At 72.0% G+C, this 21,608-nt stretch carries 17 protein-coding genes; 14 read left to right on the top strand and 3 right to left on the bottom strand.

Annotated elements, in window-relative coordinates:
• Positions 1-50: 50 nt before the first annotated feature.
• From CLV70_RS12060 to CLV70_RS12040, 5 genes are all read left to right on the top strand, one after another.
• A complete protein-coding gene (locus CLV70_RS12060) occupies positions 51-1,016 on the top strand; it encodes a MurR/RpiR family transcriptional regulator (RefSeq protein WP_106126554.1) in 966 nt (321 codons plus the stop codon).
• A 98-nt stretch (positions 1,017-1,114) separates the two neighbouring features.
• On the top strand, positions 1,115-2,548 hold the full coding sequence (gene ngcE / locus CLV70_RS12055; RefSeq protein WP_106126553.1) for an N-acetylglucosamine/diacetylchitobiose ABC transporter substrate-binding protein: 1,434 nt from the start codon (positions 1,115-1,117) through the stop codon (positions 2,546-2,548).
• 48 nt (positions 2,549-2,596) lie between these two features.
• Positions 2,597-3,508: a carbohydrate ABC transporter permease gene (locus CLV70_RS12050; protein WP_106126552.1), complete on the top strand. Its 912-nt coding sequence runs from the start codon at positions 2,597-2,599 to the stop codon at positions 3,506-3,508.
• A 19-nt stretch (positions 3,509-3,527) separates the two neighbouring features.
• On the top strand, positions 3,528-4,460 hold the full coding sequence (locus CLV70_RS12045) for a carbohydrate ABC transporter permease (RefSeq protein ID WP_106126551.1): 933 nt from the start codon (positions 3,528-3,530) through the stop codon (positions 4,458-4,460).
• A 136-nt stretch (positions 4,461-4,596) separates the two neighbouring features.
• Positions 4,597-5,292, top strand: coding sequence for a hypothetical protein (locus CLV70_RS12040; protein WP_106126550.1), 696 nt, complete (start codon positions 4,597-4,599; stop codon positions 5,290-5,292).
• 2 nt (positions 5,293-5,294) lie between these two features.
• Here CLV70_RS12040 and CLV70_RS12035 read toward each other — a convergent pair whose 3' ends face one another.
• Together CLV70_RS12035 and CLV70_RS12030 are read right to left on the bottom strand one after the other, a co-directional pair.
• Positions 5,295-8,243 (bottom strand): AfsR/SARP family transcriptional regulator, encoded by a 2,949-nt coding sequence (locus CLV70_RS12035; RefSeq protein ID WP_106126549.1) that lies wholly within the window; start codon positions 8,241-8,243, stop codon positions 5,295-5,297.
• A gap of 150 nt (positions 8,244-8,393) precedes the next feature.
• Positions 8,394-9,509 (bottom strand): endonuclease/exonuclease/phosphatase family protein, encoded by a 1,116-nt coding sequence (locus tag CLV70_RS12030; protein ID WP_146164044.1) that lies wholly within the window; start codon positions 9,507-9,509, stop codon positions 8,394-8,396.
• A gap of 166 nt (positions 9,510-9,675) precedes the next feature.
• Between CLV70_RS12030 and CLV70_RS12025 the strand changes: the two genes are divergently transcribed.
• The 7 genes from CLV70_RS12025 to CLV70_RS11995 all read left to right on the top strand — a co-directional run bounded on the left by CLV70_RS12025 (position 9,676) and on the right by CLV70_RS11995 (position 18,529).
• Positions 9,676-11,523: a glycosyltransferase gene (locus CLV70_RS12025; RefSeq protein WP_106126547.1), complete on the top strand. Its 1,848-nt coding sequence runs from the start codon at positions 9,676-9,678 to the stop codon at positions 11,521-11,523.
• 76 nt (positions 11,524-11,599) lie between these two features.
• A complete protein-coding gene (locus tag CLV70_RS12020) occupies positions 11,600-12,910 on the top strand; it encodes an aspartate aminotransferase family protein (protein ID WP_211303758.1) in 1,311 nt (436 codons plus the stop codon).
• Positions 12,907-13,938, top strand: a complete 1,032-nt coding sequence (locus CLV70_RS12015; protein WP_106126908.1) for an NAD-dependent epimerase/dehydratase family protein — start codon at positions 12,907-12,909, stop codon at positions 13,936-13,938. The genes CLV70_RS12020 and CLV70_RS12015 overlap by 4 nt, the downstream gene beginning before the upstream one ends.
• Before the next feature lie 70 nt (positions 13,939-14,008).
• Entirely contained in the window at positions 14,009-14,788 is a 780-nt protein-coding gene (locus CLV70_RS12010) for a UbiA prenyltransferase family protein (protein ID WP_245908181.1), read from the top strand.
• Complete coding sequence (locus CLV70_RS12005; RefSeq protein WP_106126544.1) at positions 14,781-15,782, top strand: glycosyltransferase family 2 protein; 1,002 nt, start codon at positions 14,781-14,783, stop codon at positions 15,780-15,782. The genes CLV70_RS12010 and CLV70_RS12005 overlap by 8 nt, the downstream gene beginning before the upstream one ends.
• Complete coding sequence (locus CLV70_RS12000; protein ID WP_106126543.1) at positions 15,779-16,966, top strand: endonuclease/exonuclease/phosphatase family protein; 1,188 nt, start codon at positions 15,779-15,781, stop codon at positions 16,964-16,966. Before CLV70_RS12005 ends, CLV70_RS12000 begins: the two co-directional genes overlap by 4 nt.
• Positions 16,967-16,981: 15 nt before the next feature.
• Complete coding sequence (locus tag CLV70_RS11995; protein ID WP_106126542.1) at positions 16,982-18,529, top strand: Rieske 2Fe-2S domain-containing protein; 1,548 nt, start codon at positions 16,982-16,984, stop codon at positions 18,527-18,529.
• A 44-nt stretch (positions 18,530-18,573) separates the two neighbouring features.
• Here CLV70_RS11995 and CLV70_RS11990 read toward each other — a convergent pair whose 3' ends face one another.
• On the bottom strand, positions 18,574-18,960 hold the full coding sequence (locus tag CLV70_RS11990) for a response regulator (RefSeq protein ID WP_106126541.1): 387 nt from the start codon (positions 18,958-18,960) through the stop codon (positions 18,574-18,576).
• An 87-nt stretch (positions 18,961-19,047) separates the two neighbouring features.
• Between CLV70_RS11990 and CLV70_RS11985 the strand changes: the two genes are divergently transcribed.
• Both CLV70_RS11985 and CLV70_RS11980 read left to right on the top strand, forming a co-directional pair.
• Positions 19,048-19,638, top strand: a complete 591-nt coding sequence (locus tag CLV70_RS11985; RefSeq protein WP_106126540.1) for a nitroreductase family protein — start codon at positions 19,048-19,050, stop codon at positions 19,636-19,638.
• Positions 19,639-19,674: 36 nt separating this feature from the next.
• Positions 19,675-21,369, top strand: coding sequence for a bifunctional 3'-5' exonuclease/DNA polymerase (locus tag CLV70_RS11980; protein WP_425440141.1), 1,695 nt, complete (start codon positions 19,675-19,677; stop codon positions 21,367-21,369).
• Positions 21,370-21,608: the final 239 nt, after the last annotated feature.

The following is a 21,608-nucleotide window of genomic DNA, read 5'->3' as shown; positions in this document are numbered from 1 at the left end:
AGTAAGAACTTTTACCGCGACAGTTAACACTCCTTTCCGAACGGAGCACCATGGCGCAGCCTGACGCAGACGGCACCGCAACGACCGCGGTTGTCGCCTCGTCGGTGCGCGAGCAGGCTCCGCAGCAGTCGATGAACTCCGACGGTGTGCTGGTCCGGGTGCGTACGCTGCTGCCCGAGTTCACCGGCGCGCTGCAGCGCGTGGCCGAGCAGGTCCTGACCGATCCGGCCTCCGCCTCCCGGGCGACCATCGTGGAGCTGGCCGAGCGCAGCGGCACCTCGCCGGCCACCGTGACGCGCTTCTGCCGGGCGCTCGGCTTCGACGGCTACGCCGACCTGCGGCTGGGCATCGCCGCCGAGACCGGCCGGGCCCGCTCGGCCGGCTGGACCGTCGACATCGGCCGCGAGATCCAGCCCAGCGACCCGCTGGAGCGGGTGCTCGCCCAGATCATGGCCGCCGACACCCGGGCCATGCACGACACCGCCGCGCTGCTCGACCTCGCGGAGGTGGAGCGGGCCGCGGTGGCGATCGCGGCCGCGCCGCGGGTCAACATCTTCGGTGCCAGCGGCAGCGCCCTGGTCGGCGAGGAGATGCAGTTCAGCCTGCACCGCATCGGCGTGCCCGCCTGGGCCTGGACCGACGTCCACAACGGCCTCGCCAGCGCGGCGCTCTCGCGGGCCGGCGACGTCGCCCTCGGCATCTCGCACAGCGGCGCGACCGGCGAGACGATAGAGCTGCTCGCCGAGGCCAGCAGCCGCGGCGCCACCACGATCGCGCTGACCAGCTTCCCGCGCTCGCCGCTGGCCGAGCTGGCGGACATCGTACTCATCACCGCCACCCAGGCCACCACGTTCCGGCCGGACGCGCTGTCCGCGCGGCACCCGCAACTCGTCGTCCTCGACCTGCTCTACGTGGCCGTCGCCCAGCGGACCCACGAACGTTCGCACGCGGCCTTCCAACGCACCGCCCAAGCTGTCCACGGCCACAAGGCCGTCAAGGACGGGAGTTCTCCATGAGGCTCGTTCCCCACCACGCCGATCCCCTTCGCCACCGGCCCGGCGGCCCGCGCCGTCACCGGCTGACCCGGCACCGCATCAACCTGAGGAGAAAGTGAATGACTGAGATTTTCCAGCCCGAGGTCGACCGCCGGACGCTGCTGCGCCGCGCGGCCGCCGTGGGCCTGCTGGCCACCCCCGCCGTCGGCATGCTGAGCGCGTGCGTCGGCGGTGGCAGCGACGACGACAAGGCCTCCGACAAGCCCAAGGGCACGGTCTCGGCGACCAACCCGCTGGGCATCAAGGAGGACGAGCCGCTGGAGATCATCATCTTCAACGGTGGCCTCGGCACCAAGTACGCGACGGACGTCGACATCCCGTCGTACAACAAGCTGTTCCCGAACTCCAAGGTCACGTTCAACCAGACCGAGGAGATCGCCACCGTCGTGCAGCCGCGGTTCACCGCCGGCAGCCCGCCGGACATGATCAACAACTCCGGCTCCAAGCTGATGGACCAGGGCGCCCTCGTCCAGGCCGGCCAGGTGCAGGACCTGACCGACCTGTACGCCGCGCCGTCGGTGGACATCGCGGGCAAGACCGTCAAGGACACCCTGATCCCGGGCACCGTCGAGCAGGGCACGTTCAACGGCAAGCCGTACGTGCTGAACTACGCCTTCACGGTCTTCGGCCTCTGGTACTCCGGCAAGCTGTTCAAGGACAACGGCTGGACCGTGCCGACCACCTGGGCCGACTTCACCGCGCTGCTCGGCAAGATGAAGGCCAAGGGCATCACCCCCTACGGGTACGCCGGTGCGAACGCGCCGTACTACCAGTACACGGTGATCCTGGCCAGCGCCGCGAAGATCGGTGGCGCCGACATCCTCAAGAACATCGACAACCTCGAGGACGGCGCCTGGAAGAACGACGCCGTCAAGCAGGCCGCGGCCGCGTGGGCCGAGGTCGGCGCGAAGTTCTCGAACAAGGCGTTCCTCGGCCTCAAGCACACCGAGGTCCAGCTCCAGCAGAACCAGTACAAGGTGGGTCTCTACCCGTCGGGCTCCTGGCTGGAGAACGAGCAGGCGAAGGACACCCCGGAGGGCTTCGACTACCAGCTGATGCCGCTGCCGAGCGTGACCACCGCCGACAAGCTGCCCGTCACCGCGCTCTACGCCGCGGCCGGCGAGCAGTACTTCGTCGCCAGCAAGGGCAAGAACCCGCGCGGCGGCATGGAATTCCTGCGCCACATGCTCTCCAAGGCCGGCGCGGTGGGCTTCACCCAGCTGACCAAGACCCTGACCGTGGTCGCCGGCGCGACCGACGGCATGGAGATCAGCCCCGGCCTCACCTCGGGCAACAAGGCTCTTTCCGCGGCCGGTGCGGACACCTTCAGCTTCCGCTTCGACACGTGGTACAAGAAGCTCGACGACGAGCTGCGCGCCGCCACGAACGAGCTGATGTACCAGGGCGGCACCGCGGACAAGTTCTGCGACCGCATGCAGAAGGCCGCCGACGCGATCAAGAAGGACTCCTCGATCGAGAAGTTCAAGCGCTGACCTCCTGCCAGACGACGTAATTCGCGATCACGAACGGAGCACGGAACCATGAAGCACGGCAGGTACCCGTTCATCATCGGCTTCCTGATCGTGCCGGTGGCCATCTATGGGACGTTCGTGGTCGCGGCTTACCTTCAGGCCTTCCAGTTGTCGTTCACCAACTGGCGCGGCTTCTCGCCGGACGTCAACTACATCGGCTTCGACAACTTCACCAAGCTGTTCCACGACAACGTCTTCTGGAAGGCGATCCAGCACCACATCCTGCTGCTGATCTTCCTTCCGCTGCTGACGATCATCCTGGCGCTCTTCTTCGCCTTCCTGCTCAACGTGGGCGGCGGCTCGAAGGGTGGCCGTACCCGGGGGGTCTGGGGGTCGAAGGTCTACCGGGTGGTGTTCTTCTTCCCCCAGCTGCTCGCGCTGGCGCTGGTCGCGGTGATCTTCGCCCGGGTCTACTCGCCCGACGAGAGCGGCCTGATCAACGGCCTGCTGCACCAGTTCGGCGGGGACCCGATCCTCTTCCTCGCGGACAAGAACCTGGCCCTGTGGTCGATCCTCGCCGTGCTGGTCTGGCAGGCCGTGGGCTTCTACGTGGTGCTCTTCTCCGCCGGCATGGGCTCCATCCCCACCGAGATCTACGAGGCGGCGGCGCTGGACGGCGCCACCCGCGGGACCCTGTTCTTCAAGGTGACGCTGCCGCTGCTGTGGAACACCCTCCAGGTCGCCTGGGTCTACCTGGGCATCGCAGCCTTCGACGCGTTCGCACTGGTCAACGTCATGTCGGTGGACCGTGGTGGCCCCGACGGCGCCACCACCGTGCTGGGCCTGGAGATCTTCCGCAACATGCAGGACTACGCACAGTTCGGCTACGCCTCGGCGATGGGCGTCGTGCTGTTCTTCCTGACCATCACCTTCGCGGCGCTGACCCTGCGGGTCACCCGGCGCGACGCCGTCGAGCTCTGAGCCGTACCGGGAGCCTGAGATGACCAATCTGCGTACCGATGTCTCCGCGCCGCCGCCCGGCACCGTGCCGTACCCGGGATCGCGGCACTCCGCCTCCGCCGGGCGGGAGAAGAAGGAGATCAAGCTCTTCAGCGGCTTCGCGCACGTCGCGCTGGCGATCTGGGGAATCCTCGTCGTCGCCCCGCTGATCTGGGTGGTGCTGGCGTCGTTCAAGAGCAACACCGAGATCTTCACGGCCGCGCCGTTCAGCCTGCCGAGCAAGATCTCGTTCGAGACCTACAAGACCGCCTGGACCGAGGCGCACATCGGCCGCTACTTCCTGAACAGCGTCTTCGTGGTGGCGGTCAGCACCACGGGCACGATGGTCTTCGGGTCGATGGCCGCCTACGTGCTCGCGCGCTACAAGTTCGTCGGCAACCGGTTCATCTACTACCTGTTCGTCTCCGGCCTGGCGTTCCCGGTGTTCATGGCCATCGTGCCGCTGTTCCTGATCCTGCAGAACCTCAACCTGCTGAACACGTACACCGGTCTGATCCTGGTCTACATCGCCTACTCGCTGCCGTTCACGGTCTTCTTCATGACGGCCTTCTTCAAGACGCTGCCGAACCATGTCGCGGAGGCGGCGATCGTCGACGGCGCCTCGCACACCCGGCTGTTCTTCCAGGTCATGCTGCCGATGGCCCGGTCCGGCCTGGTCAGCATCACGATCTTCAACATCGTCGGTCAGTGGAACCAGTATCTGCTGCCGGTCGCCATCATGCAGGGCCAGGGCGCGGACCAGAAGTGGGTGCTCACCCAGGGCATCGCGAACATCTCGGTCTCGGCGGGCTACCAGGCCAACTGGGCCGCGCTCTTCGCGGCGCTCACCCTCTCGATCCTGCCGATGATCATCGTGTACGCGTTCTTCCAGCGTCAGATCCAGTCCGGCCTCACCGCGGGCGCCACGAAGTAGCCCGGCACCCCGGTCGCGTGCGGCGCCCTTCTCCCCGCCGGGAGGAGGGCGCCGCGGCATGTCCGCGCGATAGCCGATCGCAAGACGCTTGATACGGGCCTCTGGGAGGGTTCTGCTCCCCGGACCCGGAGCGACGATGACCAGTGCGGACCCCATCCTTTACCTCGACGAGGCGACCACCGGCTGGCTGCTCGCCCGGGTCGACCCGGTCGCCGTCGCCGCGCGGGTCCTGGCGGATCCGCCGGCCGATCTGGTGGCGACGTCGCCGCCGGCCGGCGACGGCCTCGTCGTCGTGGCCGACCCGGCCGCCCGCCGGGTCGTCTGCGTCATCTCCTCGCGGCGGTTCCGGGAGGTGTGCGTCGCGGGCGCGGTGTCGGCGCTGGCCCGGTCCCTCGCCGGCCCGTTGCCGGTGGTCTGCGTGCTGGGGGACGGGCGCCGGGAGGTGTCCTGCGTGGAGCACCTGCTGCGCAGCGTGCCGGGCATCGTGCAGCTCGTCGTGTGCCGGTCCGGGCCCGTGCCGGTGAGCCCGGAGCCGGACCCGCGCGGCGGTCACGGCGCCACCGTGGCCGTGACGGGCTCGGTGCGGGAGGCCCTCGAGGGGGCGGAGCTGGTGCTGATCATCGCGCCGCCCCGGGATGCCCTGGACCCGCGCTGGCTCGCCCGGGACGCGGCGGTCGTGGACGCCACGGGAGTCGTCGACCTGGCGCCGCTGGGAGCGCGGCTGAGCCACGCGGTGAGCGCCGCCGAGCTCGCCGTCGTGGCGACCGGGCTGGCCGCCGCGGCGTACCGGGCGGCGCTCTCGCACGTGGTCGGCGTACGCCTACCCCGCTAGCGTTACGCGCTGCGGGCCGTCCGCGGGCCGGGCCGGCTCCACGAGGGATGACTCACCGGCGCCCGGACCTCGCCGGCCGCGGGGACCGCCTCCTGCGCGGCGCCGAGGATCTCACCGGCCTTCGCCAGCCGCCGGCCGGCGAGGGTCGTCCGGCCCTGCGCCGCGTCGACCCGGCTGAGGGCGAGCAACGCATGGCCCTCCAGCAGCCGGGCGCCGATCTCGCGGGCGGCGTCCAGCGCCGCGGACACCCGGGTCCGCGCCGGCTCGTGCCGGCCGGCGAGCAGGTCGGCGAGGCCCAGCCCGAGCACGGCCTGCGTCTCGCCGTACCGGTCGCCGACGTGCCGGGCCACCCGCAGCGACCTGACGAACGCCTTGACCGCGGCCTCCGGCTCGCCGTCGCGCAGGGCCGCCTCGCCGGCGCCGTGCAGCGCCCGCGCCTCGGGCCGCCGGGCGCCGGTCATGCGGGAGATCGTCAGCGCCTCGCTCAGCAGGTGGGCCGCCTGCTCGCCGGGGAGCAGCGCGGCGATGTCGGTCAGCACCTGCGACTGGCCGGCCGGGTTCGGGGGCGTACGGAAACCTTTGAGCGCCTGGTCGTACCGGCGACGGGCCAGGCGCACGCGGCCGGCGACCCGGTCGGCGTGGGCCAGGAGCCGCAGCGCCAGGGCCTCGCCGTGCCCGTCCGCGCACCGTTCGAAGCCGGCCCGGGCGCCGTCCAGCCGCTCGGTCGCCTCGGTGAACCGGCCCTGCCACAGCAGGGCCGCGCCGATCGAGCAGTCCATCGCCGCCGTACCGCGGACGTTGCCGGTCCGCTGGACGCATTCCGCGGCGGCCATGGCCGACCGGGTCCACAGGTCGACGAGGCCGCGCGCCTCGAACCCGGCCGCCGCGGCGAGCGCCAGCTCCCAGCAGACCTCGTCCCAGTCGAGCGCGGCGGTCTGCCGGACGGCGCTGACCAGCGTCATCCGTTCGGCGTCCAGCCAGGCGCCCGGGGTCGCGAGCAGGTCGTCCACCCAGCGCGGCGGCAGGGCGGGGCGGGGCGCCGTGCCGGGGCTCAGCACGCGGTCGCCGCCGTACTGGCGCCGGTAGGCCTCCTCGGCGAGGCCGAGCAGGACGCCGGCGAACCGCCGGTGGAGCTCCTCGATCTCGGCGGCCGGCCGCTCCCGGACCGTCCGCTCGCGGGCGAAGACCCGCACCAGCTCCGGTACGCGGTAGCGCACCATGGCCCGGTCCTCCGGGCACACCTCCAGCAGCTGCGCCTCGACCAGGCGTTCCAGCGACTCCTCGAGATCGGTCGCGCCGGCGCCCAGCACCGCCGTACCCATCCAGGCGGCCAGGGACGGCACCTCGAGCAGCGCCAGCCGGCTCAGGAGGCGGCGATCCTCCGGCCGTACGCCCTGGAGGCTGCTGCCCAGCGTGGCCCGGACCGACGTCGCGCCGTGCTCGAGCTCGTCGAACCGGCCGGCCTCGCCGGCGAGGCGATCGGCCAGCCGGGCCAGCGGCCAGTGCGGCCGGGCCGCGAGCCGGGCGCCGGCGACCCGCACGGCCAGCGGCAGCCCGCCGCACAGCCCCGCGATCTCGTCCGCCGTGGCGGGATCGGCGCGCACCCGGTCGGCTCCCGCGATCCGGGCCAGCAGCTGCACCGCCTCCGCTCGGTGCAGCATGCCCACCTCCACGCGATGCGCGCCGGGCAGCCCGGGGAGCCGCGATCTGGCGGTGACGAGTACCCGGCAACTCGCGCTGCCCGGCATCAGCGCCGGCAGCTGCGTTTCCTCCGCGACGTCGTCGAGCACCACCAGCACCCGTCGGTCCGCGAGCAGGCTCCGGTAGATCTCCGCCCGCTGGTCCAGCCCGTCCGGTACGGCGGCGTCCGGCACTCCCAGCGCGCGCAGGAAGCGCCGCAGGACCTCGGACGGGTCGGCCGCCGGCGTCGCACCGCCGAGGTTCACGAACAGCTGGCCGTCCGGGAACATGTCGCTCAGCTGATGCGCGACGTGCACCGCCAGGACCGTCTTTCCCACGCCGCCGGTGCCGGTGACGGCGATGACGGGCACGGACAGGCCCGGCGCCGGTGCCGACAGCAGGCGGGTCAGCTCGGCGACGGCCTCCTGGCGTCCCGTCAGGTCGGCGACGCCGGCGGGCAACTGGCGGGGTATGGGCGGTCGGCCGCCGGGCGGGGCGGCCGGCCTGCGCCGGGGTGCCGCCGGGCCGGGGGCCACGCTGCCCCGCAGGATGTCGCGCTCCAGGTGGCGAAGCTCCGCGCTCGGCTCGATGCCGAACTCGTCGACCAGGATGCCGCGCGCACTCCGGTACGCCTGGAGCGCCTCCGCCTGCCGGCCGGCCCGGTACAGCGCGAGCATGAGGTGGCAGTGCAGCGTCTCCCGCAGCGGATGCTCGTCGACCAGGGCCCGCAGCTCGTCGATGACGGTGGCGTGCCGGCCCAGCGCGAGTTCGAGGCGCAGGCACTCCTCGGTCGCGGCGAGCCGCCGTTCCTCCAGCCGCCGGGCGCCGGCCTCGAGCATGCGGCCGAGCAGGCCGCCGAGGGCCGGCCCGCGCCACAGGGCCAGGGCCCGGCGCAGCTCGGTCGCGGCGTCGGCGTCGTGGCCGTTCTCCACGAGCAGGCCGGCGCGGATCACCAGGTCGTCGAACACGGCCGCGTCGAGCTGCCCCGGCGCCGTGCGCAGCAGATAGCCGGGGGCCTGGGTGCGGATCACGTCCGGCGCGTCGGCCTCGGTGAACGACCGGCGCAGCGCGGACACGCAGATCTGCACCTGGCTGCGGGCGGTGGACGGCGCCCGGCCCTCCCAGACCGCGTCGAGGAGCCGTTCGGTCGGGACGAGCCGGTTCGCCTCCAGGGCCAGGACGCCGAGGATCGCGCGGTTGCGCCGGCCGCCGAGCGGGATGTCGCGATCGGCGACGCTGGCCCTCAGCGGTCCGAGAATCTGCAGTTCCATGGGTCCTTCCAGGTGCTGGCAGCAGGCACGGAGCCGCTCGGTCCAACCGGCAGCTTTGTTAAGTGTTGCAGGGTGTGGACGTCCCCTGACTTTGAGTGAAGCCGAGTCTAATCAGGACGCCCGAGGGCCCGGGGACCCATCGAACGTGACCTATTTCATGGGGAAGGTGAGCGTCAGCTCTTGCGCGTCGTGATCGGACATGGACCTGGGCGAGCGGAAGGCGTACGTGTGCACATTCACTCCCGGGCTGACGAACGCCCAGTCCAGGCGCCACAGCGGCGGCAGCAGGCCGGGCGTCCACGACGCGGGGTACAGCCGGGAATTCGCCCGGGCCGGATCGCGGAGCAGGCGGGACAGCCCGTCCACGTCGGCCATCGCCGGGCTCGTGTTGAAGTCGCCGGCGACCACCACCGGGCGGGGGTTGGCGGCGATGTCCTCCGTCAGGCCGCGCAGTTGCGCCGCACGCTGCTCGTCCGCGCGGTGCGGGAACGACCAGAACGACCGCGACAGCGGGCTGGCGATCTTCAGCTGCACCGCGATGTGGGCGTTGTAGAACGAGACCGTCGACCCGCCCACCCGCACATCGGTCCGCAGCACCTTCGCGTCCCGGAACACCCGGTGGAAGTCGGCCCCGCCGTCACCGGACGCCGCGGGATCCGGGGCCACCGGCGGCTGCGCGACGATCGGCAGCCGGGACAGCGTCAGCAGCTCACTGCGCGCGGCGATGTGGTAACCGGGGAATTCCCGCCGCACCCTCGCCAGGTCGTCCAGGGGCAACTCGCCGTCGTACGGCCGGCTCAGATCCCAGCCCAGGTACTCCTGCAACAGGTAGACGTCGGCGTTCTGCTCCTTGAGGAACCGGTAGAAGGTGTCCGGGTCGTCCTGCTGGTCCCAGTACTCGGTGTTCCAGGAGAAGACGCGGAGCGCACCGGCCGGCGCCGACCGGTCGGTGGGCCACAGCGCCGCCCAGTTCAGGCCGCTGTCCGCGACGCCGAGCGCCAGGGCCAGCACCGCCGCCGCGACGACCCGGCGGCGCACCGGCCGGACGAGCGCCGCGGCGGCCAGGGCGCCCGCCGGGACGGCGACGAACAGCACGGGCGGCAGCGCCGAGGCGAACAGCCACACCCACCACCGCCCGTTGAGCACCAGGTGGGCGACCGTGAAGACCAGCCAGGCGGCGACCACCGCGGCGAGGACGCGGGACGCACCGCCCGCGCGGACTCGTACGGCGGCCGGAGGAGCCGGACTCCCGCGATCGACATCCATGCCACTCCTCGGGTTCTGTGACGGCAGCGAATCAGCGCGGGATATCGAACCAGCATCGGGGCGGTATTGACCAATGCCGCGGTGATGCCCCGCCGGTGCGGTGGCTGTCCGCGGCCGGAAGGCGACAGATAGTCGATCGATATGCCGGGTTGCTCTACTCCCCGGCATGAGCCTGACGGTCTCGGTGATCATTCCCAGCTACAACTCAGCCCGTACGTTGGAAGCCTCTGTGCGGTCGGTTCTCGCGCAGACCTATCCGCCGCACGAAGTCATCGTGGTGGACGACCGCAGCACCGACGGTTCCCCGGAGATCGCCCGGCGCCTGCCCTGCCGGCTCGTCGAGAACGCGGTCAACGGCGGCGTCTCGGTCGCCCGCAACGCCGGGGCGGCCGCGGCCACCGGCGACGTGCTGTTCTTCCTGGACGCCGACGAGGCGCTGACGCCGGACTCGCTGGCGGCGGCCGTGGAGATCCTCGAGGGTGACCCGGGGTGCGGCTGCGTGCACGGGGTGACCGCGCCCGAGCCGCTGATCGACGACGGTCCGGTCGAGTGGTACAAGACGTTGCACACGTACTGGTGGCGGTGGCGCCGGCTGGGCGTGGTGCAGACGGCGTTCTTCGCCCAGGGCGCCGTCCGGCGGTCGGTGTTCGAGGCGGCCGGCGGGTTCGACGAGACCCTTCGGGACTCGGAGGACCTGGAGTTCAGCGACCGGCTGGCGCCGATCACCCGCATCGTCATGACGGACCGCATCATGGCCGGCCACGACGAGGAGTACCGGCTCGGGCGCCTGATGTCGGAGCAGGTGCGGCGGTCGCAGCTGCTGGCGCGCACCGTCCTGGGCGCCCGTCGCAAGGGCAAGGCGAGCCTGACGGCGAACCGCCCGCTGGGCATCCTCGCGGTCGCGGCGGCCGCGGCCACGGCGCCGTTCATGGTCCTCGGGCCGGCGCCCGCCGGGCTCACGGCCCTCTTCCTGCTCACCTTCGCGTGCTCGGACCCCGGCCTGCTCCGGCTGGTGGTCCGCTACCGCGGGGTCCGGTTCGTGCCGTTCTTCCTCGGCGTCCACCTGCTGATCCACCTGGCGCTGCTCACCGGCCTGGCGATCGGCCTGCTGCGGATGGTGCTGGGCGGCCGGCCCAGCCGCTGGCTCACCCCGGTCGTGATCGTGGCGGCGCTGGCCGGGGTGGGTTTCGCGCTGCGCCGCGACGGCCCCGCCGCGGCGGCGGCCCTCGCGCGGCCGGGCGCGGTCCCGCTGGTCTGCGCGGCGGCCGTGGCGAACCTGGCGGGGCTGCTGGTCGGCATGGCGGCGTGGCGGGCGCTGGTGCCGCTCGACGGGCTGGTGGCGGCCCGGATCTTCTTCCTCGGCCAGCTCGGCAAGTACCTTCCCGGGCGGGTGTGGGGCGTGGTGACCCACGTGGACCTCGGCCGCCGCGCCGGGGTGCCCGCGGAGCGGATGGTCACCGCCTACCTGGTCAGCATCGGGCTCACCATCCTCTCCGGCGCCGGGGTGGGCCTGCTCGCGGCGCCCGGCGTCTGGATCGCCGCGCCGGTGCTCCTCTTCGTCGCCTGCCTGGTCCGGCCGGACCTGCTGAACCGCCCGATCACGCTCGCCGCGCGGCTGCTGAAGCGGCCGGTCACCCCGGTGCCGCCCGCCCGGCTGCGGCGGGCCCTGGCGCTCGCGGTCGTCTCCTGGCTGATCTCGGGCCTGCACCTGTGGGCCATCGCGGTGGCGCTCGGCGCCGGACCGGCCGGCTCCGCGGCCGTGGCCGTCGGCGCCTTCGCCCTCGCGACCGTGGCCGGCAGCCTCTCCGTGATCACGCCCGACGGCTGGGGGGTCCGCGAGTTCGCCCTCACCGCGGCCCTGGCCACGGTCCTTCCGCTCAGCGCCGCCGGGGTCGCCGCCATCGCCAGCCGGCTCGTCTGCGTCCTCGTCGAAGTGTCCATCTCCCTCGCCGTCCTCGGCCTGTCCCGATCCGCCGCCCTAGGAGCGCCGCATGCCCGATCTGTTCACCCTTGACGAGGCCGAGAGCCTCGACATCGACCGCGTCCACGCCCTCTACCGCCGGCACGTCAACAGGAGCCAGGTCTCGCTGATGACCTCGTTCGGCTTCGGCCGCGAGCTCGTCGACCGGGCCGAGGGCGCCTACCTCTACCAGCGCGACGGCCGCCGGATCCTCGACCTGACCGGGGGCGTCGGCGTCCTCAACCACGGCCACAACCACCCCCGCATCCTCGCGGCGCGGCAGCGGTTCGCCGAGCGGCAGCGGATGGAGGTGCACAAGACGTACTTCTCGCCGTACCTGGCCGCGCTGTCGCACAACCTGGCCGCCGTGCTGCCGGCCGACCTGACCATGTCGTTCCTGCCCAACTCCGGGGCCGAGGCGGTGGAGGGTGCGGTCAAGCTGGCGTACAAGTACCACAACGGCAGGCGCGGGACGGTCCTGCGGGCCGACTCGAGCTTCCACGGCAAGCTGCTCGGCTCCGGCGGGCTGACCGGGCAGAGCCACTTCTCCTTCCCGACCATCCCCGGCATCGACACCTTCCGGTACGGCGACCTCGACTCGCTCCGGCGGACCGTCGCGGCCCACCCCGGCGACGTGTACGCGATCCTCATCGAACCCCTCAGCGCGTCCACCCTGCGCTGGTGCTCCGAGGAGTTCCTGCGCGGCCTGCGCGAGCTGTGCACGGCCGAGGACATCGTGCTGATCTTCGACGAGATCTACACCGGCTGGGGCAAGACCGGCAGCCTCTTCTACTTCATGCGCCACGAGGGCCTGGTGCCCGACGTCCTGACCACGTCGAAGTCGTTCGGCGGCGGCAAGTCGTCGATCTCCGCCTTCGTCGCCCGGGAGCCGATCTACCGCAGGGCGTACGACAACCTCGGCGACGCCCTGCTGCAGAGCACGAGCACCACGTACTACGGCTTCGGCGAGGAGTGCGCGACGGCGATCGAGGCCATCGCGATCGCCGTCGACGACGAGTACCCGGCCCGCGCCCGCGACCTGGAGCGGGTGCTGGGCCCCGGGCTGCGGCGGCTGGCCAAGCAGCACCCGGACATCGTGAGCGAGGTCGCCGGGGCCGGCGCCCTGTGGGGGGTCTTCCTCGACGGCGGTCCCCGCATCCTGGACGTCATCGCCCGGCTGGCACCCGGCGGCATGGCCCGCGATCCCCGCTTCAAGACCAAGCTCATCGCCTGCGCCGTGGTCAACGCGATGTACCACGACCACGACATCTTCACCTACTACACGCTCAACGGGCTCAGCCCGCTCGTGCTGGCACCGAGCCTGGTCACCACCCCGGAGGAGGCCGAGCGGGCGGTCGACGCCCTCGACCGGACCCTCGCGCAGGGGCTCGGCCGGCTGGTCACCCGATTCCTCAAGGAGAAGGTGAGCACGCTGTGGTGAACCGGATCATCGCGGTCACCGGCGCCGCCGGCATGCTCGGCTCCCGGCTCACCGAGCGGCTCGTGGCCGACGGCCATCACGTGCGCGGCATCGACCTGCGACCCGGGCCGGGGGTGGAGGTGGTCGGCGACATCCGCGACGCCGCGGCGATGGCCCGAGCGATGGACGGCGCCGACGCCCTGGTGCACTGCGCGTCGGCGCTGCCGAGCTATCCGGTGCCCGAGATCCGGTCGATCGTCGTGGACGGCGCGCGGACCGTGCTCACCGCGGCGGCGCGGGCCCGGGTGCCGCGGCTGGTCCACATCTCGTCCACCGCGGTCTACGGGCTGCCCGGCGTCGTACCGACCACCGAGGAGTACCCGCGGGAGCCAGTCGACCCGTACAGCTCCGCCAAGGCGGCGGCCGAGGAGGTCGCGGACAAGCTGCGCGCGGAGGGCCTGTGCGTACCCATCCTGCGGCCGAAGACGTTCGTGGGCCCCGGCCGGATGGGACTGTTCGCGATGCTGTTCGAGTGGGCCGAGGAGGGGCGCAACTTCCCGGTCCTCGGCAGGGGCGACGTACGGATCCAGATGCTGGCGCTGGCGGACCTCGTCGACGCGGTGGTCTCGGTCCTGGACGCGCCGGAGGACGCCGCCAACGACACCTACAACCTGGCCGCCGCGGAGTTCGGCACCCTGCGCGAGGACTTCCAGGCCGTGCTCGACGCGGCCGGGCACGGCCGCCGGGTGGTGTCGCTGCCCGGCCGTCCCGCCCTCGCCGTGCTGGGCCTGCTCGAACGGGCCCGCCTGTCGCCCGTGTACGGCCGTCTGCTGCAGAAACTCACCGCCGACTCGTACGTGAGCATCGAGAAGGCGCAGCGACGGCTCGGCTATCGGCCACTGATGTCCAACCGGGACGCCATCCTCGGCACCTATGCCTGGTGGCGCGATCAGCGCAAGGAGCCACGCCATGCCGCCCACCAGAACGGACGTACCAGTCGCGATCCCTGGAAGCAGGGCGCTCTCGCCGCCGCCAAGGTCTTTTTCTGACCGGTCCCGGCGCTCCGCCCGCGACCTGCTCCGGCTGCTGAGGCCGGGACAGTGGCCGAAGAACCTGGTCGTGGTGCTGCCCCTGCTGGACCCGGCGCTGCTGGGGTGGCGCCACGCGGGCCGTGCCGGGATCGCGGTGCTGGCGTTCATCCTCGCGTCGGCGGTGGTCTACGTGGCCAACGACATCGCCGACCGGGGACGGGACCGGGCCCACCCCACCAAGCGGGACCGGCCGATCGCGGCCGGCCGGGTGTCGCCCTGGGCGGCCGGTGCGCTGGCCGTGTCGCTGGCGGCGGTCCTCGCCGCCGTCGTCGGCCCCGCGGTGACCGACTGGTGGCCGCTGCTGGCGTACCTGGTCGTCAACGCGGCATACAGCTTCGTGCTCAAGCACGTGCCGCTGGTGGACCTGTTCGTCGTCGCCCTGGGCTTCGTGCTGCGGCTTGCGCAGGGCTACGAGGCGGTCGGCTCGCCCTCGTCGGGCTGGCTGACGCTGTGCGTCCTCGCGGTGTGCCTGCTGCTCATCCTCGGCAAGCGCCGCCACGAGCTGCGGGCCGGCGGCGTCGCCCACCGCCCGGCGCTGGCGGGCTACAACGAGTCGCTCCTGGACCACCTGCTGGTCCTGACCGCCGCCCTCGCCCTGATCACCTATCAGCTCTACGTCTACACGTTCAGCGCCGCGGCCCTGTTCACCGTGCCCTTCGCGCTGTTCGCCCTGTTCCGCTACCTGCAGGTGGTGCTGGTGAACGCGGGGGGCGGCAGTCCCGTCCGCGTCCTCCTGCGGGACCGCGTGATGCTCGTCAACGCCGCGCTGTGGCTACTCGTCTTCGAGGGAGGACTCCTGTATGGATGAGCCGACGGTCTCGGTCATCATCCCGATGTACAACGACAGCCGCACGATCGGGCTCTGCCTGTCGGCGGCGCTGTCCCAGACGTACCCGCCGGTCGAGGTCATCGTCGTCGACGACGTCAGCACGGACGACAGTGCGGCCGTGGCGGCGGCCCACCCCTGCACCCTGATCCGCAGCGACGTCAACGGCGGGCCGGGGGGAGCGCGCAACCTGGGCGTACGGCACGCCAAGGGCGACGTGTTCTTCTTCGTCGACGCGGACGTGGCGATGAGCCCGGACGCCGTCGCCAACGCCGTCCGGCTGCTCTCCGGGCCCGAGGGCTACGGCGCCGTCTTCGGCGTACCGGACAAGGTGCCGCTGTTCCCCGAGGGGCCGATCGGTCAGTACCGGATCCTGCAGTACCACTACTGGCGCAAGAGCGCCGAAGGGCCGGTCAGCGGCGGCTTCTACGCCCTCGGCGCGGTCACCCGGGAGGCCTTCGAGCGGGCCGGCTGGTTCAACCCGGCGCTGCGCCAGACCGAGGAGATCGATCACGCCGAGCGGTTGTCGGCGGCGTACCCCATGCTGCTGACCTCGCGCATCGGCGGGCGCCTGTCCGACGAGAACCGGCTCGCGCCGATCCTGAGCAAGGCGTTCCGGCGCAGCCGCCTGCGCGTACCCTTCTATCTTCAGCGCGGCCGGGCGATGCAGGGCATGGAGACCGGCTCCCGCGCCTTCGCCGCGGTCCTGGCCGCGGTGGTCCTGGCCGGCCTGCCGGTCGCCCTCGTCCATCCGCCGGCGGTCGTCCCGCTGGGACTTCTGCTCACGCTGTTCGTCGCCGTCGACTTCGGGCAATACGCTTTCGTACGGCGTGAGCGAGGTCCAGCCTTCACGGCTTTCTTCACCGGCGTCCACCTCCTGATGAACGCCGCCGTGGTCTGCGGGCTGGCGGTCGGCGTTCTGGAGTGGACGGTCCGGCCCTCGTTCCGCCGGATGTACCGCGGGGTGGCCTCATGACGGCCACGCTCGACGAGGCCGTCCCGGCGGTGCTGCCCCCGGCGCCGTCCCGCCGCCGGCGGGCCGCCCGGCTGCTCCGCCGCTGGTACGGCTGGGCGCTGGTCGGGGTGACGGTGCTCTGGCTGAGCTACAACGTGGTCCGGCGGGTCACCACCGGCCGCTGGCACTGGTCCATCCTGCTCGACTCGGCCCCGCCGGTGTTCCTGATCGCCGTGCCCCTGGCGCTGGCGCTGGCGAGCGCGGCGGCGTGCGGCCCGCGGCGGCGGTGGGCCGCGGCCCTCGCGCTGGCCGGCCTCCTGCCCGGCGTCGACCAGGTGGGCGTCAACGTCGCGGCGCTGGGCGCGGGGGAGCGGCCCGTGCCGCCGGGCGCGATCCACCTGTTCACCTGGAACACCAACTACTGGGGGATGAGCAACGAGGATCCCGAGGCGCAGTACCGCTTCCTGCGCAAGCAGAACGCCGACGTGTACCTGCTCCAGGAACACGTCATCTGGGTGCCCGGCACCGCGGAGGTGGGGTACCTCCCGGTCCAGGACGACGCCAAGCTGCGGGCCGAGTTCCCCGGCTATCACATCGCCCGGCGCAGCGAGCTGGTGACCGTCTCGCGGTTCCCGATCGTCGCCCAGCCGCTGTTCGGGCCCGCCGCGGAACTGCCGTCGGACGCGCCGTTCAACGAGGTGTTCGCCCGGGACAAGACGCTGCGCACCGATCTGCGGATCGGCTCGCGGGTGCTGTCGGTCTACAACGTGCACGTCACCGTGCCGACCGCGATCGACCTCAACTTCCTGAACCCGCAGGTGGACATGGACTCCTACTACCGGCGCAAGTTCGAGTGGCGGCAGGCCGAGGTGCGGGCGGTCGCCGACGACGTACGCCACAACCCGAACCCCTCGGTGATCTCCGGCGACTTCAACGCGACGTCGTCGATGGGCACCCTCGACCCGCTGCGGGCGGTGACCGACGACGCCACCCGGGCCGGCACCCAGGTCCTGCCGCTGAGCTGGCGGTTCAACGCGCCGATGAACTTCAGCTGGGACAGCCCGCTGGCCGGTCTGCCGCTGCCGTTCTGGCGCATCGACTGGACCTTCACCCGCGGGGCGGTCGCGGTGCACCGCTACGAACTCGTCTCCTCCGAGTGGCTCTCCGACCACCGCCCCCAGGACCTGTGGTTCTCGCTGACCTGACAGAAGGACGTGACTATGAAGATCACCGGTACCGGGCACGCGGGTCTGCGCATCGACACGGCGGCCGGCAGCATCCTCTGCGACCCCTGGGTGAACCCCGCCTACTTCGCCTCGTGGTTCCCCTTCCCCGACAACTCCGGACTGGACTGGGAGACCCTGGGCGACACCGATTATCTGTACGTCTCCCACCTGCACCACGACCACTTCGACCCGGCCCACCTCAAGCGGTACGTCAGCAAGAAGGCGACGGTGCTGCTGCCCGAGTACCCCACCAGCCAGCTGCGGGACGAGCTGCGCGACCTCGGGTTCACCCGCTTCGTCCAGACCCGCGACAACGAGGTGTACGAACTGGACGGCGGGCTGCGCGTCATGATCCAGGCGCTCACGTCGCCCACGGACGGGCCCATCGGCGACTCGTCGCTCTGGGTGGAGCACGACGGCGTACGCCTGCTGAACCAGAACGACGCCCGCCCCACCGACCTCGACGAGTTCGCCCGGCTCGGCCACGTCCACGCCCACCTGCTGCAATTCTCGGGCGCCATCTGGTATCCGATGGTCTACGAGATGACGGCGGCGGCGAAACGGGCCTTCGGCCGGCAGAAGCGGGAACGCCAGTTCGACCGCACCTGGCGCTACATCGACGAACTCGGCGCCACCCACGTGTTCCCCATCGCCGGGCCGCCCTGCTTCCTCGACGACGACCTGTGGCAGTTCAACGACATCTTCGGCGACGACAGCAACATCTTCCCCGACCAGTCCGTCTTCCTGCGCGAGTACGCGGCCGTCGGCGGGACCAACGGAGTGGTGCTGCTGCCCGGAAGCGTCGCCGACGTCACCCCGGAGGACTGCGCCACCACCCATCCGGTGCCCGTGGACGAGTTCTTCGCGAACAAGCGCGAGCACCTGGCGGAGATGCGCGAGCGGAAGCGGCCGATCATCGAGGCGGAGAAGAGCACCTGGCGCCACCCCGAGATCGACGTGCTCAAGGAGATGAAGCTGCGGATGGAGCCGCTGCTGGAGAGCTCCGTCTACATCGCCGAGGGGATCGGCACCCCGGTGCGGCTCGACCTGGTCTCCTACGACGGCACCGAGGTCGAGTCCGTGCTCATCGACTTCCCCGGCAGGGAGGTCCGCCCGGCCGCCGGCGAGCGGGTCCGCTACAGCTTCCGCGTCCGGCGCGAGCTGGTGGAGCACCTCATCCACATCGAGGAGGGCGACTGGGTCAACTCGCTGTTCCTGTCCTGCCGGTTCTCCGCCACCCGGATCGGGCGCTACAACGAATACATCTACGCGTTCTTCGAGTGCCTCACCGAGGAACGCATGCAGTACGCCGAAGGCTGGTACGACGAGCACGAACGGGCCGTCGACGCGGAGGACATCGAGCTCGGCGCCTGGTCGGTGCAGCGCCGCTGCCCCCACCTCAAGGCGGATCTGCGCCGCTTCGGCGTGGTCGACGGCGACGTGCTGACCTGCCAGCTGCACGGCTGGAAGTTCGACCTGCCCAGCGGCCGGTGCCTGACCAGCGTGGCGCCGGGCGTACGCGCCAGCCTCGGTCCCGGCTGAGCCGGCCGGCGGCGCCGTTCCCACCGGGGAGGGGCGCCGCCCGGCTAGCGGGCCACCTCGGGCGCGAGCAGCCCGAGGTAGGCCAGCTTCTTGCGGATCGTCTCCGGCGTGAACGGCTTGATGACGTACTCGTGGGCACCCGCGGCCAGCGCGCGCACCATCTGGCTGTGCTCGGTCTCGGTCGTCACCATCATCATGCACATGTCCCGCAGCGGCGGCATCTTGCGGATGTGGCGAATCAGCTCCAGGCCGTCCATCACCGGCATGTTCCAGTCGATCAGTGCCACGTCCGGCACCGTCGGGATCTCCACGAGCAGGTCCAGCGCCTCCCGCCCGTTGCTCGCCTCGTACGCCGCGAAGCCCAGCGGGCCGAGGGTGCGCTGGAGGATGCGGCGCATCGTGCTCGAGTCGTCGACGACCAATGCCAGCATGTGTTCGCCTTTGCCTCGAAGAGCGGGACCACGGTGCCCATCGGCAGGTGCGAGCGGTCCCTGAGGCAATAGCACTACGTTGAGGCGATGGAATTCCAGGAGGTCGTCCGCCGCCGCCGCATGGTCCGCAGCTACGAGGACCGGCCGATCCCGCCCGACGTCGTGGACCTGATCGTGCAGAACGGCCTGCGGGCGCCGTCGGCCGGGTTCTCCCAGGGCTGGGGCTTCCTCGTCCTCGACGACCCGGCCGGCATCGCCCGCTTCCGGGAGGCCTGCCGCCCGGAGACCGCGCCCGAACGGTGGTTCGCGGCCAACGTCGAGGCGCCGCTGCTGATCGTCCCGCATTCGCACAAGGACGCGTACCTCGACCGGTACGCCGAGGCGGACAAGGGGCACACGGACCGGTCCGACAGCTGGTGGCCGGCGCCGTACTGGGACATCGACACCGGCATGGCCGCGCTGCTGATGCTGCTCACGGCGGTCGACAAGGGGCTCGGCGCCTGTTTCTTCGGCATTCCGGCGGAACGGATCGAGTCCTTCCGTACGGCGTTCGGCGTGCCGGCCGCCTTCATGCCCATCGGGGCCGTCTCGATCGGCTACAGCCAGGAACCGCCCCGCGACCTCTCCGGCCGCCGGAAGCCGACGGACCAGGTCGTGCACCGCGGCCGCTGGAGGTGACCGGTTTCTGTCGTACCCCTGTTCCAGAATGAGCGGGTGCTGGTGGCGGTGGTGTCCGACGACGGAAGCTGGGCGGGTCCCGGGCGGCTGCAGACCGTCCGCCCCGACGGCGTGCCGGTCGCCGCGCCCGAGGCCGTCACCGATCTGCCCGCCGCGATCGCCGCGCGCGAGGCCGCCGACCACCCGCGCTGGCTCTGGGCGGCCACCGCGGAGGGCTATCCGGTGCTGCTCCGGGCCGGGGTGCGGGTCCGCCGCTGCCACGACGTCGAGCTCACCGAGGCGCTGCTGCTCGGGCACGCCGGGCGGTGGGGCGAGCCCCGGTCGCTCGCCGCCGCCCACGCCCGGCTCACCGGCGGCCCGGTCCCGCCCGATCCGCCGCCCCGGCCCGCCGATCCGCCCGGCCTCACCCAGGCCGCGCTCTTCGACGCGGTCGGCGGCCCGTCGCCCGCCGCCGGCCCGGTGGTTCTCGACTCCCTGACCCGGGTGTACGCGGACCAGCACCGGCGCATCGCCGCGACGGGCCACCCGGGGCGCTTCGGCCTGCTCGTGGCCGCCGAGTCGGCGGGCGCCCTGATCGGCGCGGAGATGGGCCACGCCGGCATCCCCTGGCGCGCGGACGTGCACGACGAGGTGCTGCGCGAGCTGCTCGGCCCGCCCCAGCCGGTGGGGCCCCCGCGCCGCCTCGCCGAGCTGGCCGCCGAGGTCAACGCCGCGTTCGGCGTGCACGGCCTGCACCTCGACTCCCCGGCCGAGGTGGTGCGCGCGTTCACCCGGGCCGGCATCGACGTCCCCAACACCCGGGCCTGGGTGCTCCGCAAGATCGAGCACCCGGCGATCAAGCCGCTCCTGGAGTACAAGGAGCTCTACCGCATCTGGACCGCGCACGGCTGGGCCTGGCGCGACGCCTGGGTGAGCGAGGGCCGCTTCCGCCCCGAGTACGTCCCCGGCGGCGTCGTCTCCGGCCGCTGGGCCACCCGCGGCGGCGGCGCCCTCCAGGTCCCCAAGGTGGTCCGCCGCGCGGTGGTGGCCGACCCCGGCTGGCGCTTCGTCGTCGCCGACGCCGGCCAGCTCGAGCCCCGCGTCCTCGCCGCGGTCTCCGGCGACACCCGCCTCGCCGCGGCCGGCGAGACCGACGATCTCTACGCGGCCCTCGCCGCCGACGCCTTCGCGGGCGACCGCCCCCGCGCCAAGCTCGCCCTCCTCGGCGCCATGTACGGCCAGACCGGCGGCGCGGCGATCCCCGCCCTCGCGGTCCTCCGCCAGAACTACCCGACCGCCTTCGAATACGTCGAGGCGGCGGCCCGCACGGGCGAGGCAGGCGGCCTGGTCCGCTCCTGGCTGGGCCGCACCTGCCCACCGTCCTCCACCGCCTGGCGAGACGCCGGCCTCGACCCCCCGGAGGAAGCCGGCTCGGCGGAGGCACCGCAGGGCGGAGCCTCGGGCCGCGCCCGCGGCCGCTTCACCCGCAACTTCGTCATCCAGGCAACGGCGGCGGAGTGGGCCCTGGTCCTCCTGGCCACCCTGCGAACGGCCCTGACCGGCCTGCGAGCGGAAATCGTGCTCTTCGTCCACGACGAGGTCGGCGTCCACTGCCCGGCGGACGAGACCGACCAGGTGGTCGCCGCGGTGCGCACGAGCGCCGCCCGCGCGGGAGAGCTGCTGTTCGGACGAACGGAGGTGCGCTTCCCCCTCGACGTGTCGGTGGTCGAGTGCTACGCCGACGCCGCCTGACAGAGATGATGTTGGTGAGCACCTCCCGCCGGGGTCTGACCCTCCGCCTGACTGACTTCGGGTCCTTTACGGGATTTGTCGGCCCTGGTCGGGAGGTGCTCGTGCACTCATCAGGCGTGGCGTTGTGACTTCATAGGAGCCTGGCTAGTGTGCTGCGCCGGAAATTCGCCTACAAAATCGTGCGAGTGATTCGAGGATCTCCTCGGCGGTCTTGGTCCAGATGAACGGTCGTGGGTTGC

It is taken from the genome of Pseudosporangium ferrugineum, from assembly GCF_003002065.1.
GTDB lineage: Bacteria > Actinomycetota > Actinomycetes > Mycobacteriales > Micromonosporaceae > Actinoplanes > Actinoplanes ferrugineus_A.
Note: the sequence above shows the minus strand (reverse complement) of the source record. Positions and strands in the feature narration are given on the sequence as shown.